Source organism: Amycolatopsis sp. NPDC050768 (genome assembly GCF_040654155.1).
In the GTDB taxonomy this organism is placed as follows: Bacteria; Actinomycetota; Actinomycetes; order Mycobacteriales; family Pseudonocardiaceae; genus Amycolatopsis.
Genome location: NZ_JBFAHL010000011.1, coordinates 161,008 through 177,594 on the forward strand (window position 1 = coordinate 161,008; position 16,587 = coordinate 177,594).

At 70.6% G+C, this 16,587-nt stretch carries 13 protein-coding genes; 9 read left to right on the forward strand and 4 right to left on the reverse strand.

Features of this window, described 5'->3' with window-relative positions; translation table 11 throughout:
- Positions 1-35: 35 nt before the first annotated feature.
- From AB0H62_RS29935 to AB0H62_RS29945, 3 genes are all read left to right on the forward strand, one after another.
- Complete coding sequence (locus AB0H62_RS29935) at positions 36-959, forward strand: ATP-binding cassette domain-containing protein (protein ID WP_220243473.1); 924 nt, start codon at positions 36-38, stop codon at positions 957-959.
- 1 nt (position 960) lies between these two features.
- Positions 961-1,788, forward strand: coding sequence for an ABC transporter permease (locus AB0H62_RS29940; RefSeq protein WP_360589664.1), 828 nt, complete (start codon positions 961-963; stop codon positions 1,786-1,788).
- A 125-nt stretch (positions 1,789-1,913) separates the two neighbouring features.
- Positions 1,914-2,501: a hypothetical protein gene (locus tag AB0H62_RS29945; protein ID WP_220243471.1), complete on the forward strand. Its 588-nt coding sequence runs from the start codon at positions 1,914-1,916 to the stop codon at positions 2,499-2,501.
- Between the two features lie 471 nt (positions 2,502-2,972).
- On the opposite strand, the gene AB0H62_RS29950 is transcribed toward AB0H62_RS29945, so the two are convergent.
- The gene (locus AB0H62_RS29950; protein WP_220243470.1) at positions 2,973-3,737 is read right to left on the reverse strand and encodes an AfsR/SARP family transcriptional regulator; all 765 of its coding nucleotides are present in this window, start codon (positions 3,735-3,737) and stop codon (positions 2,973-2,975) included.
- Positions 3,738-4,020: 283 nt separating this feature from the next.
- Here AB0H62_RS29950 and AB0H62_RS29955 point away from each other — a divergent pair, with 283 nt between their 5' ends.
- Positions 4,021-4,629: a ScbR family autoregulator-binding transcription factor gene (locus tag AB0H62_RS29955; RefSeq protein ID WP_255638366.1), complete on the forward strand. Its 609-nt coding sequence runs from the start codon at positions 4,021-4,023 to the stop codon at positions 4,627-4,629.
- A gap of 6 nt (positions 4,630-4,635) precedes the next feature.
- Here AB0H62_RS29955 and AB0H62_RS29960 read toward each other — a convergent pair whose 3' ends face one another.
- The gene (locus AB0H62_RS29960; RefSeq protein WP_360589667.1) at positions 4,636-5,262 is read right to left on the reverse strand and encodes a ScbR family autoregulator-binding transcription factor; all 627 of its coding nucleotides are present in this window, start codon (positions 5,260-5,262) and stop codon (positions 4,636-4,638) included.
- Positions 5,263-5,454: 192 nt separating this feature from the next.
- Here AB0H62_RS29960 and AB0H62_RS29965 point away from each other — a divergent pair, with 192 nt between their 5' ends.
- The 4 genes from AB0H62_RS29965 to AB0H62_RS29980 all read left to right on the forward strand — a co-directional run bounded on the left by AB0H62_RS29965 (position 5,455) and on the right by AB0H62_RS29980 (position 11,943).
- Positions 5,455-6,423 carry a ScbA/BarX family gamma-butyrolactone biosynthesis protein gene (locus AB0H62_RS29965; RefSeq protein ID WP_360589669.1) on the forward strand — a complete coding sequence of 323 codons (969 nt, stop codon included), beginning with the start codon at positions 5,455-5,457 and terminating at the stop codon, positions 6,421-6,423.
- Complete coding sequence (locus AB0H62_RS29970; RefSeq protein WP_360589671.1) at positions 6,420-7,409, forward strand: NAD-dependent epimerase/dehydratase family protein; 990 nt, start codon at positions 6,420-6,422, stop codon at positions 7,407-7,409. Before AB0H62_RS29965 ends, AB0H62_RS29970 begins: the two co-directional genes overlap by 4 nt.
- 136 nt (positions 7,410-7,545) lie before the next feature.
- Complete coding sequence (locus AB0H62_RS29975) at positions 7,546-8,454, forward strand: ribonuclease Z (RefSeq protein ID WP_220243465.1); 909 nt, start codon at positions 7,546-7,548, stop codon at positions 8,452-8,454.
- Positions 8,455-8,541: 87 nt separating this feature from the next.
- A complete protein-coding gene (locus AB0H62_RS29980; protein WP_360589673.1) occupies positions 8,542-11,943 on the forward strand; it encodes a TM0106 family RecB-like putative nuclease in 3,402 nt (1,133 codons plus the stop codon).
- 1,445 nt (positions 11,944-13,388) lie between these two features.
- Here AB0H62_RS29980 and AB0H62_RS29985 read toward each other — a convergent pair.
- Together AB0H62_RS29985 and AB0H62_RS29990 are read right to left on the reverse strand one after the other, a co-directional pair.
- Positions 13,389-14,939: an FAD-dependent monooxygenase gene (locus tag AB0H62_RS29985; protein ID WP_360589675.1), complete on the reverse strand. Its 1,551-nt coding sequence runs from the start codon at positions 14,937-14,939 to the stop codon at positions 13,389-13,391.
- 117 nt (positions 14,940-15,056) lie between these two features.
- Entirely contained in the window at positions 15,057-15,815 is a 759-nt protein-coding gene (locus AB0H62_RS29990; RefSeq protein ID WP_220243462.1) for a DeoR/GlpR family DNA-binding transcription regulator, read from the reverse strand.
- A 107-nt stretch (positions 15,816-15,922) separates the two neighbouring features.
- Between AB0H62_RS29990 and AB0H62_RS29995 the strand changes: the two genes are divergently transcribed.
- On the forward strand, positions 15,923-16,585 hold the full coding sequence (locus AB0H62_RS29995) for a TetR/AcrR family transcriptional regulator C-terminal domain-containing protein (protein WP_360589678.1): 663 nt from the start codon (positions 15,923-15,925) through the stop codon (positions 16,583-16,585).
- Positions 16,586-16,587: the final 2 nt, after the last annotated feature.

The following is a 16,587-nucleotide window of genomic DNA, read 5'->3' on the forward strand; positions in this document are numbered from 1 at the left end:
TCATCGATCTTGACCCGAACGAGGAGAGGTAACCGATGGTCACCGGCTACGCAATAGAAGCACGGGGGCTGCGCAAGTCCTATGGCGACGTCGACGTGCTGGAGGGCGTCGACCTCAGCGTGGAGCGGGGCACGATGTTCGCGCTCCTGGGCCCCAACGGCGCCGGCAAGACCACGACCGTGCGGATCCTCAGCACGCTCCTGAAGGCCGACGGCGGCACGGTGACCGTCAACGGCCACGACCTCGACGGCCCCAAGCGCAAGGTGCGCGAGCAGATCGGCTTGACCGGCCAGGACACCGCGGTCGACGAGCTGCTCACCGGGCGCGAGAACCTCGAGATGATGGCCCGGCTGTTCCACCTCTCGACTGCTGACGCGAAGGCGCGCGCCACGGAGCTGCTCGCGCAGTTCGACCTCGTGGACGCGTCGACGCGGCAGGTCAAGACGTACTCCGGTGGCATGCGCCGCCGGCTGGACCTCGCGATCAGCCTCATCACGTCGCCGCCGGTGCTGTTCCTCGACGAGCCGACCACCGGGCTCGACCCGCGCAGCCGCTCGGCGATGTGGGACGCGATCCGGCAGCTGCTCGACGGCGGCACCACGATCCTGCTCACCACCCAGTACCTCGAGGAAGCCGACCAGCTCGCCGACCGCATCGCCGTGATCGACAAGGGCCGTGTGGTCGCCGAGGGCACCGCGGCCGAGCTCAAGCGCCGCGTCGGCACCGAACGCCTCAAGCTCACCTTCGCCACCCCCGTGGAGGCGGAACGCGCGCACACCGTCGTCGAGGGCGTGCTGCTCGACACGACGGTGAGCATCGCGATCGACAACCCCGCGCAGGTCCGGCGGGTGCTCAACCAGGTCGCCGACGCGGGCCTCGAGACCACCGGTCTCGAGCTCTCCGAGCCGACCCTCGACGACGTCTTCCACACCCTGACCTCAACCGCGGGAGAGAAGTGAGATGACCCAGACCCTGTCGAGGGAGACGGAGGGGACCCAGATCCCCGCCACTCCCGCCCGTTCGGCGCTCTCGCTCGCGGTGTCCGACTACCGGGTGCTGATCGGGCGCAACATCAAGCACATCACCCGCAACCCGGAGATGCTGATCCAGGCGGTTTCGCTGCCGATCGTGCTGCTCCTGCTGTTCCGCTTCATGTTCGGCGGCGCGATCAACCTGCCCGGCATGAACTACATCGACTACCTGATTCCGGGCCTGATCGTGATCAGCGTCGGCTTCAACTCCACGTCCACTGTGGTCGGTGTGTCCGCCGACCTCACCAACGGCCTCGTCGAACGCTTCCGTTCCATGCCGATGGCCGGCTCGGCCGTGCTGGTCGGCCACGTGGTGTCGGGTGTGCTGCGCAGCATGCTCTCGCTCGTGGTGATGGTGGCCGTCGGACTCGCCATCGGCTTCCGCCCCGGCGGCGGCGTCCTCGGTTGGCTCGGCGCGGTCGGCCTGCTGGTGCTCTTCGCGACCGGCGTGTTCTGGCTGGCCACCCTGCTCGGCTCGATCGCCAAGACGGTGGAAGGCGCGAGCGGCCTGGGTATGATCCTGGTCTTCGTGCCCTACGCCACCAGCGCCTTGGTTCCGACGGCGTCGATGCCGAGCGTCCTGCGGGTCATCGTCGACAACCAGCCGGTGACGGTCCTGATCGACGCCGCCCGACACCTGATGAACGGCTCCGCGCTCGGCGCCACGGGCTGGCTCGCGCTGGCCTGGTGGATCCCGATCACGGTGCTCGCGGCGGTCCTGACGGTGCGCAAGTTCCACCAGCGCGCGACGGTCTGAGCTTGTTCTCTCGGGGCGGCCCGCCTGGTGCGGGCCGCCCCTTCGTCGTGTGCAAGGTCGACTTTAGGTCGGTCGGGAACGCTGCGTTGAGCAGACAAGACCAGTGCGTGAAGTGAGGTGGCGTGATGCCGACCCGCATCGATGAGTTGCCGGCTGACGTTCTTGACGTGTGGCTCGCCCCGCTGGCCGACGACCCGGCCGGAGCCGTGGCATTCCTTGCCGAGGTGACCGATCGGGTCGCTCGTCGGCGTGGGGATGGGCGGGTGCTGGTCCTGGGTGGGGGGCCGGTTGCGGACGCGTTGGCTGGGGAGGGTTACGCGGTCACGGTGGCTTCTTCTTCCCGGGGGCTGCCGTCGGGGGCGCGGTTTGACGCGGTTTTCGTCGGTGGGGATGCGTTGTCACGGTTTTCGGGGCAGCGGGAGCAGGTGCGTGCTGTTCGTTCGCTGGCGAGAGTGATGCGGCCGGGTGGGGCGTTGGTGGTGCAGGGGCGGCAGCCGGATCCGGGGCGGTGGGCTTCGGATGTTTGGGTGCGTGAGGTGGATTGTGTTCGGCAGATTGTGGTGTTGGGTGGGTCGGAGTTGCGGTATGTGTGGCCGGCTGAGTTGGATTTGATGGCTGAGCTGGCGGAGTTGGCGTTGGATTCGCGGTGGGGTGGGTGGTACGGGGAGCCGGTTGAGTGTGGTGGGCCGGTGGTTTCTGTGTATCGGAGTTGAGGGGGGCGGTCTCGGCTCCGACTGCGGCTCGGTCCGGCTCGGCGTGCTGCGCACACCATTGCCGGGTGTCGGGTGGGGAACCCCGATTTTTGATTGTTACGACGGTAGGGATCGGCTTGTCAAGGCGGGAAAGCGTGCCTTGACAAGCCGATCCCTACCGTGTTGTGGAAAAGCATCGGGGGGCCGGGCGGGGGAAGGTTCGGGGAGGGGTTGGTGGGGTGGTGAGTTGGGTGGCCGGCCGGCGGTTGGGGAGGTGGGGCGCCGGAGTCAGGTGGGTGTCGGGTTGTGTGGGCGGCCTGCAGTTGATGACGGGCCAGAGCGCCCCAATTGGGGGCGGTAGCGGTATTCCGTCGGCCGGCGTGTGCTGGAGCGACGGAACGAAAGTATTGCGGGCGAGCGAAAGAGACCGAGCAACAGGAAGCCCGGCTACTGCAACGAAAGCAGTAGCCGGGCGTTCCTTGCTGTGCGGAATCACACCGCGTCGGACATTTCCCCCACCAAGATGCTCTGGTGAAGCTTGCGTAGGGACACTCCGGGCTCGATTCCCAGCTGCTGAACCAAGTTCTGGCGTGCGGAGGCGAACGTTTCGAGGGCCTCGGCGCGACGGTTGGACCGCAGCAGTGCCGTCATGAGGTACTCGTAGAACGTCTCGCGCAGGGTGTGTTCCTTGGCCAGCGCCGAGAGTTGGCCCACGACTTCGCGGTGGCGGCCGATGAGCAGCTCGGTCTCCATGAGCAGCTCGAGGCACTCCAGGCGCGTCTCCTCCAGCAGCGTGGCGTACGCCTGCACGTCAGGCGAATCGGTGAAGCCGCCGAAGGCGGGGCCGCGCCAGAGGTCCGCGGCGTGGCGCAGGACGGTGGCCGCCTGGCCGTAGCTGCGGTCCCAGTGCAGGGCGCGGCCCTCCTGGTAGAGGCGGGTGAAGCGGTCGGCGTCGAGTTCGTCGATGCCGACGTGCAGGGAGTAGCCGCGCGGGCTGGTGACCACGGGGCTGTCCTCGGCGTCGGCCGGGGTGCCGCGCAGGAGTTTGCGCAGCTGGGAGACGTAGACGTACAGCGCGGCGCTCGCGCGCGCCGGGGGGTTTTCGCCCCAGATCTCGCCGATGAGGTGCTCGGTGGTGACCACCTGGTTGTTCTTGGCCAGCAGTGCGGCGAGCAGCGTCTCGATCTTGCGTGCCCTGGGTGCGCTGACACCGGGCCGGCCGCTGACTCTGATCTGCCCCAGAATTTCGTAGTTCATATGAACGCCCTCCGGTGTCCGCGTCGTCGGGGGGCCGGCATCGGCGGCGCCCCCAGCGCCCCTGCCTGCCGGACTTGCCTGGCCCCACGTGAGCAACTTACCAAACCGGGAGGTCGGTTTTCAAGATAAAACCGGGAGGTCGGTCTGTTTTGATCAAGAAAAAGGGCCTCGGTCCAGGTAGTGGCCCTGAATTGTGCCCGGAATCCTTGTAAACCGGGCGGTTGGTATCTTACTCTGAACAGGTCGGAGCGGACGTGCCCGGCCGGAGCGGATGGGGACGACGGTGACGAAGCAGGCGCGAGCGGAGCAGACCCGGCTCTTGTTGCTGGACGCTGCCGCCGAGCTGCTGCACCGCGACGGCTACGCGGCCACGAGCATGGTGGACATCGCGCGCCAGGCGGGCGTCACCAAGGGTGGCCTGTACTTCCACTTCTCCTCGAAGGACGAGGTCTGCGACGAGGTCCAGGGCGCCGCGGTCGCCGTGCTCCAGGAGCACGTGGACCGCGTCGATCGCACGAGCAATGTGCCTGCCCTGCGCAGGCTTGCCGAGCTCAGCCGGGCCCTCATGCACTGGCTCGGCGCCGATCCCAAGGTCGGTGCCAGTTTCCGGCTCACGCGGGAGATGGGTTCGAAGGATGCCCGCTACGTCGCCTTCACGCGCGCTTGGCTCGCCCAGGTGCGGCGCTACATCGCCGAGGCACACGACGCGGGCGAGCTCAGCGCTGAGGTGTTGCCCGACATGGCGACGCTGCTGGTGGTCGTGACCTGCGTCGGCCTCGAGTCGGTGGTCGCGAGTGGCACGATCTCGGCCGACACTGACCTCTCGCGCACGCTTTCCGAGCTCTGGCGCGTGATCGAGCTGGCCGAGCCGGTGTCGAGCACCGCGCGATGAGCCGGCTCAGGCGGGCTGCTCTTCGAGGTTCCCGGCCGGGTTGAACCTGTGCAGCCGGCGCGGCGGCACGATCGAGGGCAGCAGCGTCGCCCACATGAACGTGACGCGCTCGCGCAGGTCGGTCCGGTCCGTGAGCACCTGGGAGCTCAGCTGGATCCCCGTGAACGACCCGACGGCGTACTGCGCGAGATCGTGGGTGTTGATCTCCTTGCGCAGGTCGCCCGCGGCCTTGGCGGCGAGCAGGCACCCGTGGACGAGGTCGATCCACTGCTTGTAGGCACTGGCGGCCGGCGTGACGAACGAACCCTGCTCGATGACGAGCCGGATGCTGGCGCGCACGAAGACGTCGCTCTGCAGGCTGACGGCGAGGCTGTGGCACCAGTCGATCACCGTTTGCAGCCCCGGGTTCGCCAGCGCCGGCGACGAGTCCGCCACCGCGAACTGCTCCTGCATCAGCGCGTCGGCGAGGTCTTCCTTCGACTTGAAGTGGAAGTACAGCGCACCCTTGGTGACGCCGGCCTCGGCCAGGATGTCGGACAGGCTCGCCCCGAGGAAGCCGACCGCATCGAACCGCGACGCCGCGGCGGTGAGGATGGTCTTCCGGGTCTGCTCCGCGCGTTCCTGGCGAGCCACGCCTAACTCCTTCGTGCACAAGGGGATCTGGTCCGTCGTGGACCGGTGCAAGCGACCAGTGTACCGGTCGGCGGGCCGTAGAGCCAGCGAAAAAAACCGGTAGGTAGGTATGGTTTTGCCTCTCGGATTCCGCTAGAAATTGAGCGGGGGAGTACTGGGGAAACTGGGGAATTTCTTTCTGGGAGGTCCGACATGGTCGGCACACTGCTAGCGGAGACAGTAGGAAGATCATCCACTGAAACGATCGATGAAATTCCGGCGAAGAGACAGATCGACTTCCAGCAGACGATCCCGCGCAGCCTCGTGCACCGGGCGGCGGTGTCGGAAGTCTTCGTCACCGATCTGAACATCCTGGGGCCGGGCCGCTTCGAACTCGGCGCGCAGTGGCCGCGGCGCCACGGCTTCTTCGGCCCGCGCACCGCGGCTTCGCACGACCCGTTGCTGTACACCGAAACCTGCCGCCAAGCCGCGATGCTGCTCGCCCACCGCGCGTACGGGGTGCCGCTCGGCCACAACTTCCTCTCCGACCACAAGGCGTACGAGGTCGACGAGGCGGGGCTGGCCACCGACTGCCGTCCGGTGAACGTGGTGTTGCAGGTCAGCGCGCACGACGTGCAGTACCGCGGCAAGAACGTCGGCGGCATGCGGTACGAGTTCGACATGTTCCGCGACGGCACGCACGTCGGCACGGCTTCGGAGCGTTGGCGGTGCGTCTCGTCGGCGGTCTACCGGCGGCTGCGCGGCGAGCACTTCGCGGCGACGCCGTTCCAGGTCAGGGTGCTGCCCACCGTCGAACCGGCCGAGGTCGGGCGCAACCACACGCAGGACGTGCTGGTCGCGGCCACTTCGGAGACGGGCGTCTGGGCGCTGCAGTTCGACCCGGACCACGCAGTGCTCTTCGACCACACGGTGGACCACGTGCCGGGCATGGTCATGGTCGAGGCCGCGCGGCAGGCCGCGTTGCTCACGGTCGGCGACCCGCACGCGCTGCCGCTGCGGGCGGAGATCGAGTTCCACGCCTACGTGGAGTTCGAGGCCGAATGCCGGGTCGTGGCCACGGAGCTGGATCCGGCGGAGGACGACTGCCGCCTGGTGCGCGTGGAGTTCGAGCAGTACGGCAAGACCGCGGTGACGACCACGCTGGCGATGCGTCTGTCATGACTGCCGACCTGGGGGCGGTCAGTACGACAGACATCCTGGTCACCGGCGCCACCGGCTTCATCGGCTCCGCAGTGGTGCGGGAGCTCGTCGCGAGCGGGTGCGGCCCGCGCGTGCGGGTCCTCGTGCGGCGGCCGCTGCCCGATGGGACGGCGGCGTGGCCGGCGGATGCGGGCGTGCGGCCCGTGGCGGGTGACCTCGCCGACCCGGCGAGCCTGGCCGGGGCGTGCGCGGGCGTCACCACGCTCGTGCACCTCGCGGCGCAGGTCGGTGGGGACGAACAGCTGTGCACTGCCGTCAACGAGGACGGCACCCGCGCGTTGCTCGCGGAGGCGGCGCGCGCCGGCACCACGCGGGTGCTGCACCTGAGCACCTGCGCGGTCTACCGCGACGGCGATCACCGCGGCGCGTCGGAGTCGGTGCTGGTCACGGGTCCGGCATCGGCCACGAGCCGCAGCCGGCTCGCGGCCGAACGGCTCGTGCGCGCGGCCGGCGGTGCGGTCCTTCGGCCGCACCTGGTCTACGGCGTCGGCGACCGGCACGTGGTCCCCGCGCTGGTGCGGTGGCTGCGCGCGGTCCCGGCGTGGGCGGCGGGCGGCGACGCGCGGACGTCGGTGGTCTCGGTCACGGATCTCGCGGCGGTTGTCGTCGCGTTGATCCACCGGCCGGGCCTGCCGGGGGAGGTCTTCCACGTGGCCGACCCGCGGCCGGTGCGGATGCGGCGCCTGGTCACGGCCGTGTGCGACCTGCTCGGCGAGCCGCTGCCCGCGGCGGACCTGCCGCTCGGAGAACACCGTGAGCGGACGCGGGAAGCGTTGCCGTGGCTCAGCGATCACCAGTATTCCCTGCTCACGCGAGACCACTGGTACGAGAGCAGCCGCGTCTGGGCGCGCACGGGTGTGCCGACGGGGCCCGGCCTCGTCGCGCGTCTGACCGAGGCGGCCCAGTACTACCGCGAAACGCTCTTCGACCGCGTCGGCGGAATATGACGCGATTCGAAGATCGAATAACGCGGAAAGTGCCCGCTTGAATTCGCACAGCAATTTCGATCATGACGGCCACCCGGAATGGACCGGGTGGCCGTCCGCTTTTCCCGGCGGCCGGTGATCGTCGAAGATGGGCGGCATGTCACGACGTGAGCTCGTGGTGCTCGGGTCGGCGAGCCAGACGCCGACCCGGCACCGCAACCACAACGGGTACCTCCTGCGTTTCGACACCGACGGCGTGCTGTTCGACCCGGGAGAGGGCACGCAGCGGCAGATGACCCACGCCGGCGTTGCCGCCGCGGAGCTCACGCGCATCTGCATCACCCACTTCCACGGCGACCACAGCCTCGGCCTCTCCGCCGTGCTGCAGCGGCTGTCGCTCGACGCCGTGCCGCGGCCCGTGCGCTGCCACTACCCGGCCTCCGGCCAGGCGTTTTTCGAGCGCCTGCGCTACTCCACCGTCTACCACGAGCGCGCCGAGGTCGTCCCGCGCCCGGTGCTCGCCGACGGCTGGACCGACGGCCCGATGTCCGCCCACGTCCTCGACCACCGCATCGACTGCTTCGGCTACCGCTACACCGAACCCGACGGCATCCGCATGCTCCCCGACCGCCTCGCCGCGGCCGGCGTCCGAGGTCCGGACATCAGCCGGCTGCAGCGGGAAGGCTCGCTGGAGGTCGACGGCCGCACTGTTCACCTCGCCGACGTCAGCGAGCCGAAGCCCGGACAGGTTGTGGCGTTCGTCATGGACACGCGCCCGTGCGCGGGAGCCCTGGACTGCGCGCGCGACGCGGACCTGCTGGTCGCCGAGTCGACCTTCCGCGCCGCCGACGCCGACATCGCCACCCGCTACGGCCACCTCACCAGCACCGACGCCGGCCGTCTCGCCGCGGCGGCAGGTGTGCGCAAGCTCGTGCTGACCCACTTCTCGCAGCGCTACCCCTATGCGGAGGCCGACGCGTTCGGGGAGGAGGCGGCGGAGGTCTTCGACGGGGAGATCCACGTGGCGCGCGACTTCGACGTGATTCCGCTGCCCCGCCGGCGCTGACGGCTCACCGGCCGTGACCTGGGCCGTCGGCGTGTCGGTGCCCGGGGTGGGCGGGGCGCGCCGGCGGTCGTGCCAGACTTCCGGGCGATGTACACGCCGTCCGATCTCGCCGATCTGCTCGAGTGCGAGCACCGGAGCGTCCTCACGCAGGCGCTGGCAGCGGGGCTGCCCGGCGCGCCGAGGCCCGGTTCAGGACCTGATCAGCTGGCCGTGAAGCACGGGCGCGCGCACGAGGAGGCGACGCTCGAGCGGCTGCGGGCCGAACGCAAGGTCGTGGAGATCGAGGAGCGTGATCCGGTCGTCGCCGCGAAGGTGACGGAGGAGGCGCTGCGCGCGGGCGCGCCCGTGGTCTACCAGGCCGTGTTCCACGACGACGAGTTCACCGGCCGCGCCGATTTCCTGCTGCGCGACGACGAAGGCCGCTACGAGGTCTACGACACCAAGCTCGCCCGGCACGCCAAGCCGTCCGCGGTGGTCCAGCTGACCGCGTACGCCGATGCGCTGCGCCGCGCGGGTTGGCCGGCTGGTCCGGACATGCACTTGCTGCTGGGCGACGGCACCACGCGCACGCTGCGCGTCGACGACTTCCTCCCGCTGCTCGACCGCCTGCGCTCGCGGCTGCGCGACCGCCCGGCCCGGCTGCCGCTGCAGCTGTGGGCCGACGAACGGCCGGCGTGCGGAGCCTGCAGCTTCGCGCAGCACTGCTCGACGGCGCGGGAGGCGGACCGTGACCTGTCGCTCGTCGCGGGCATGCGCGGAGACCAGCGGCGCAAGCTCGTGACGGCCGGTCTCGCGACGATCGACAAGCTCGCCGCCGCCGGGCCGGACGACCGGCCGCGCGACATGTCCGCGACCACGTACACGACGTTGCGCGCGCAGGCCGCGATCCAGGTGCGCCAGGACGAGACGGGCGAGCTCGCCTACGAGGTGATCGATCCCGCCGCGCTCGCCCAGCTGCCGCCGCCGAGCCCGGGCGACGTCTTCTTCGACATGGAAGGCGACCCGTACGCGTTGGCGGGCTCCGGGCTCGAGTACCTGTTCGGTGCGGTGACGGACGACTCGGACGCCCCCGACGACACTGACGGTCAGCGGTTCACCCCGTTCTGGGCCCACTCCCGGGCGCAGGAGAAGCGCGCGTTCGAGGAGTTCGTGGACTTCGCCACCGCGCGGCTGGCCGAACACCCCGGCGCGCACGTGTACCACTACGCGCCGTATGAGGTCACCGCCATCAAGCGTCTCGCCGCCGTGCACGGCACACGCGAGGAAGCCGTGGACGAGCTGTTGCGGTGCGGCGCGCTCGTGGACCTGTACGCGGTGGTGCGCAAGGCGTTGCGGGTCGGGCAGCGGTCGTACTCGATCAAGTACCTCGAGCCGCTCTACATGCCCGCCGCGCGCGACGGCGACGTGAAGACGGCCGCGTCCAGCATCGAGGCGTACGAGGACTACCTCACGCTCACGGCCGCCGGAGAGTCCGAGCGGGCCGACGAAGTGCTGCGCGGCATCGGTGAGTACAACGAGTACGACTGCGTGTCCACCCTGCGGCTGCTGGATTTCCTGCATCGGGTGCGCGCGGACGAGGGCATCGACCTCGTCGAGCCGGCGCCCGAGTCCGATGTGGACGCTCTGCTGCGGGAGACCGAGGAAGACGTCGCGGCGCAACGGCGGGCGGAGCGCGCGGCCGCGATGGCGGCGCTCGTCGACCCGTTGCTCGACGGCCTGCCCGACGATCCGGCGGAGTTCACCCCGGACGACCACGCCCGTGCGCTGCTCGCCGCGTCCGTGGGCTACCACCGGCGTGAGACGAACCCGGCATGGTGGGAGTTCTTCCGCCAGCTGGCGGCGCCGCTCGGTGACCTGGAGATCGACACGACGTGCGCGGTGCCCGTTTCGGTGTCCGTCGGCGAGTGGGTGCCGCCGTCCGGCCGGCTGCGCACGGCGAAGCGGACGCTCGTCGTGGCGTGCGACCCGGACCGGCCGCACCCGTTCGCACCGGGCGACGACGTGCGCCTGCGTTACGGCGCCGAAGCGCGCGACGCGAAGGTGGTGGCTTCCTCGGCCGTCGAGCTGACGCTGGAGGAGAGCAGCGCGCCCGACGCGACGTCGAACGACCGTCCGGCCGCGGTGCTGCCCGGCAGCCCGGTGCGGCCGTCGCCGAAGGACGAGGCCGTGGCCGATCTCGCCCGGCTCGTCGGGGAAACCCTGCCGGTGCTGCCGAAGCACCCTGGTGTGGACCTCCTGCGCCGGACGTCGCCGCGGTTGCGGACCGGCGGCGCGTTGCCTGCCGCGGGTGAGGATCTGGTCGCGACGGTGATCGAGGCCGTCGACGCGCTCGACGGTTCCGTGCTCGCCGTGCAGGGCCCGCCGGGCGCGGGGAAGACATACCTGGCGGGCAGGCTGATCGCGCACCTCGTGCGTTCGGGCCGGACGGTCGGGGTCACGTCCAACAGTCACAAGGCCGTGGAGAACGTGCTTGCCGCCGCGCTGGGCAACGATCCTTCGCTGGCGTGTGCCAAACGCGCGAAGCGGACGCCGGACCCCTCGGCGGCGTGGGAACAGCCGAAGAACAACAACGCTCTGGTGCGCTGGCGCGAGGAACACGACACCGGGCACCTGGTGGGCGGCACGGCGTGGACGTTCGCCAACGCGGCTGTGCGCGCGGAGCCGTTCGACGTGCTCGTGATCGACGAGGCCGGCCAGTTCGCGCTGGCCGACGCGCTGGCCGTGTCGACGTGCGCGAAGAACGTGGTGCTGCTGGGTGATCCGCAGCAGTTGCCGCAGGTGGTGCAGGGCACGCACCCGGCGGGCGCGGAGGCCTCGGCGCTGGGGCACCTGATCGGCGACGCCGACATCATGCCGGCGCACCTGGGCTACTTCCTCGACCAGACGCGGCGCATGCACCCGGCGGTGTGCGCGCCCGTTTCGCGGCTGTCCTACGCGGGGTTGCTGCACTCGCACCCGTCGGCGTCGCGGTCGGTCGACGGGTTCGCGTCGGGGCTGTACCTGGCGTCGGTGGAGCACCGGGGGAACACGACGCGTTCGGTGGAGGAGGCGGCCGAGGTCGTCTCGGTGATCTCGGCGCTGCACGGGCGCACGTGGGAGGGCCGTCCGCTGACGGACGCCGACTTCCTCGTGGTGGCGCCCTACAACCTGCAGGCCCGCGTGGTCACGCGCGCGCTGGCCGAAGCCGGCTTCGGCGACGTCCGCGTGGGCACGGTCGACCGGTTCCAGGGCCAGGAGGCGCCGGTGGTGGTGACGACGATGACGTCGTCCTCGGCCGTCGACCTCCCGCGCGGGCTCGACTTCCTGCTCTCGCGCAACCGGCTGAACGTCGCGCTGTCGCGGGCGCAGTCGGTGGCGGTGCTGGTGTGTTCGCCGCATCTGCTCGAGGCCGACATCCGCACGGTCGAGCAGATGCGGCTGGTGTCGGGGATGCTCGGGCTGCTGCAGGACGCGCTGCCCTGGCCCGGCTCCGCGCCTGACTCCGGATAAGGGCGTGCCCCCGGTCCCGTCGCTGCGGAGGGGGAGTTCGCGCGGACAGGGAGCGGGGGCACTGTTTCCCGCCTCGGGCGCCGCGCCGATGGGGGGATCGGCGGGTGCGGGCGGGAGCTTTCTCTTCGAGTGGCTTGCGTCGGTACGGGGGGTCGCCTCTCGGCGAGTGGCGCGACCCGGCGTCTTGCGACGGCCCGGGAAGGCAGTGGGTGAGGCCCGGGGACACCCGCCGTACCGACACTCTGTACAACGCCTGGGCGTGGCCGGTGTTCCGGATTTCCCTTGTGACGCAGGTCGCTCAGGTGATTTGCATGATCCTGATTTCATGATCCACTGTGGACGTTTGGATGCCCCCGCTCCCGCCGCGGCAGTGGGTCCGGCGACAGGAGCAGGAGCACATGAGCCCGCCCCGCGCTGCCTCGGGGCAACTGCGGCGCAGCGGGGTGGGGTGGTCTGAGGAGGTTGGGTTTCGGGCCGGTGCGGGGGTCGCCTCTCGGCGGTTGGCGCGACCCGGCGTCTGTGCGACGGTCCGGGAAGGCAGTGGGTGGAGCCCGGGGACACCACCGCACCGGCAAAGGTTGTAACTAGTGCCGGTGTGGAGGTATTCCCGATGATCCACAATGGAGGGTACTGAGGGTACTGAGGGTGCTCCCGCTCCCGGCTCCGCCGGCTGGGGGTCCGGCGAGCGAGAGCAGGAGCACTGGCGCCCGCCCCGTACCGCGTCGGGGGAGCGCGGGGCAGCGGGGCGGGTGGTCTTGCGCCGGCACGGGGGTCGCCTCTCGGCGAGTGACGCAACCCGGGGCCGGCGAACCGGCTGTCCGGGAAGGTGAGTTGTGGAGCCCGGGGACCCCTCCGTACCGACAGCCAGTACAACGCAGGCGGCCACCGAATGTTCCACGGCCCGCGAGTGATGTGGATCGCGACCGTTCGGGTGACGCCCTATGTTGAGCTACCGGCGTTGCGACTCGCGTGGGAGATGTCTGTCGGTCAGCTGCATCTGCCGGCCGATGAGGGGCGGCTGGACGCGGAAGTCGCGGCGGCAGAGGGGAAATGAGCGCTGGCAGACCTTCGCCAGGCGGTGCGCCAGGTGACTCCGGTCGGCGAAGGGTGCTCGGATGCCACGCCGCTCGGGACCTTCGACGCGCGCCGGGCCCGCGTCGCAGCCGGCAGCGGGCGGGTGCGCTGCGCGTGGTCCAGACCGCGACCGGCAGGTGGCTCACCTTGCTGCCGAAAGCCGGCGACCGCGTGTGGCAAGCGCTCTCCTCCGGGGGTGAGTGAGGGTGGTTGTTTGTGTGGCCCCCTGGGCGCGGAAGGGGGGCTTCCAGGGGGCCTGGCCCGCCGCCCGGTCGGGGGAATGTCGAGGCTGAGCGGGTTGTCGGTGACACTAGCGGTAGAAGTCGATCTAGGATCAGTCCACGAAACGGTGAATCGATCATGGTGAACACTTACTCTTGGTGATCATGTGTGGTGAGGCGGTTTCGGGCCCCTTCAGGCGCGCCGAACCATGTCCTGAGGGCTTCGCGGAGGCCGGCCGGATCGGCGGCCGAGTCGAGCGGCGCGGCCCACGCGATGTGCGCGTCCGGACGGAGGAGGAGGGCGTCGGCCGGGCGGAGGTGGGTCTTGGCGGTGTGGAGGCCGACGCGGGGAGCCCAGGGTTCGGCAACCGCGCGGAGTTCCGGGCGGCCGGCGAGGTCGACGAACAGCGGCCGGCCCGGGCGCACCAGCGAGGCGAGAGACGACGGGCCGTCGTCGGTGGTCAGAGGGAAGTCGCGGGCGAAGGTGCCGGCCAGGGGGTGGTCCGAACCGGGAGCCGGGTAGCGCAGGTCGGTGCCGCCGATGGTGGCGGCGAGGCGGCGCAACGATTGTTCGTCGGTGAGGAGCTCCTGGAACAGCGCGCGAAGCGCGTCCGCGGCGGGGTCGTGGCCGCGGCGCAGGGCGGCCTGCGCGCTGGTCTGCAGGAGGGCGCGGGAGCCGGCGTGGTGGCGTTCGGCGTGGTAGCTGTCGAGCAGGCCGGGCGGCGCCCAACCCTGCGCGGCCGCGGCGAGTTTCCACGCCAGGTTGACCGAGTCGAGCATGCCGAGGTTGAGCGACGCCCCCGAGGAAGCCAGCAGGTGCGCCGCGTCGCCGGCCACGAAGACGCGCCCAGCCCGGTACCGGGGGACCTGCCGGCCCTGCCACTGGTAGCGCGACAGGCGCCGCACCTCGCCGAGGGGCAGCGAACCGCCGAGTACGCGGCGGATGCTGGCCTGAAACTCGGCCTCGGTCATCGGGCTGAGGTCGTCGTACTCGGTCGCTTCCTCCTCGACGGTGTTGATCAGCAGAACCTCCGGCCCGATCGCGCCGAACGCGAAGACCCCGCTGTCAGTCCGCGTGAAACCCTGGCGCAGCAACCCCAGTCCGGGTACGTCCAGGTCACCGTTCTCCAGCCGGTTCACCGAATCCGGCACCGTCGCCTCGACGAGCCGGTTCACCTCCGGGTACGTCGTGCCCGGGAACGGCAGGCCCAGCAACTCGCGGACCCGGCTGCGGCCGCCGTCGCACCCCACGACGTAGCGAGCAGTGAGCTGGTACGGCCCGTCGGGGCCACGCACGTCCACTGTCACCGCGGCGTCTTCGCGAAGGCCGACAACCTCGTGCCCCTCCCGCAGCTGCACCCCGAGCTCCGCCGCGTACTCGGCGAGCGTGCGTTCGAGCACCGGCTGCGGGATGCTCAGCGCGTAGTACGCCGGTTCGGCCAGGTGTGAGAGGTCCAGCTGCGTCCCGCCGAACGGCAACGACGGCGCCGCGTGCGCCGGGGAGGCGGCAGCTTCGAGCCGCTCCAGCACCCCGCGGTAGCGCAGCAGCTCCACGATCTGGCCGCCGAGACCGTTGGCCCGCGGCACTTCCCTGCGTCGCGGCTGCCGTTCCAGCACCAGCGGCCGGACCCCGGCAAGGCGCAGCTCGGCGGCCAGGACCAGGCCGGCCGCACCGGCGCCCACGATGATCACGTCGTGCACTTCGAACCCCCATTTCGCTGACGGCCGCCGATTCTGCGGCACGACGGGGGTCTTGCGGCAAGCCCTGGGGTGCGCTATAGCTTGAGAGTGGGAGACGTCCAGTGTGGACGGATCCCCTCACGCCACCCGGACCTCGACGCCGGCTCGGCGAAACCGTTCCAGTGCCTCCGAAGGCGCCTCGGCGTCCGTGACCAGCACGTCCACGTCCTCCATGCCGCACACGGTCGCCAGCGCGGTGCGCGAGAACTTGGCACTCTCGGCAACCAGCACCGTGCGCCGCGAAGACCGCTTCGCGGCGCGCTTCACAGCAGCGTCCTGCAGATCGTGGGCGGTCACGCCGTCGTCGGGCGACAGGCCGCAGCACGTGAGCACGAAGGTGTCGAACCGCAGCGCCGCGAGCGCGGCCTCGGTGATCGGTCCGACCATCGAGCCCTCGCCGAAGCGCGTGGTTCCGCCGGGCAGCAGCAGGTTCACCGACGAGCTTGCGGCCAGCACCGTCGCGCTCGGCAGGGCGAGCGGCATCACCGTCAAGCGCCGGCCGGCAAGGGCGCGGGCGACCGCGAGCCCGCTCGTGCCGCTGTCGACGACCACGGCCTCGCCGTCGCGCACCAGCCCGCCCACCACGGCCGCGATCCGGTCCTTCGCCGCCGCGGACTCCACCTCGCGCAGCGCGAACGGCAGCTCCTCGCCGCGCATCAGCAGGCTTACCGCGCCACCCCGCACGCGGCGCAGCGTGCCTTGCTCGGCCAGTGAGTCGAGGTCGCGCCGGATGGTGACCTCCGACGTGTCCAGCGCGCCGGCCAGCTCACCGACGTCGACGCGGCCGTCGCGCCGGAGCCGCTCGAGGATGCGTTCGTGCCGGGGGTTGCCTCGCATGACTGCCGAACTTACCTCCCTTTCGTTCGAAAGGGCTGGGAGTCTGTGAGGATGAACATGTTCGTTACGACCTTGTTCGGAACGAACATGTTCGTTATCGTGAAGTCATGACCGCACCACGCAGCCGCCGGGAACGTCCGGCCAAGCCGGCTCTCACCCGGGCCGGAATCATCACCGCCGCGCTCGCGATCCTGCGCGCCGAAGGCCTGTCCCGGCTGACGATGCGCCGGCTCGCGCAGGAGCTCGACACCGGTGCGGCGTCGCTGTACGTCTACGTCCGCAACACCGTGGAGCTCCACGCCGCGGTGCTCGACGAGCTGCTCGGTGAGGTCGAGCCGGCTCCGTCGGCCGGGACGTGGGCGGAGCGGCTCGAAGCTGTGCTCGGCTCGTACACGGCGGTCTTGTTCCGCTATCCCGGGCTGGCACAGTCGGCGCTCGTGGCCCGTCCGCGCGGGGACAACTACCTGCGGCTGGTGGACACGGTGCTCGCGTTGCTCGCCGAGGGCGGGGTGCCGAGCGCGCAGGCGGCGTGGGGCGTCGACCTGCTGCTCCAGCTCGCCACGGCGACGGCGGCCGAACACGCCGACGAGCGCCCCGAAGACCGCGAGGAATGGCGGGCACTGGCGGCCGTCATCCACGACGCGTCACCCGAGAAGTACCCGCACCTGGCCGCCGCCGGGCCCGACTTGCTGTCCGGCGAGCCCGGGCAGCGGCTGTCCTGGGCGTTCCGCGCGCTGATCGCCGGAATCGCCGCCACCCCACGAACCTGAAG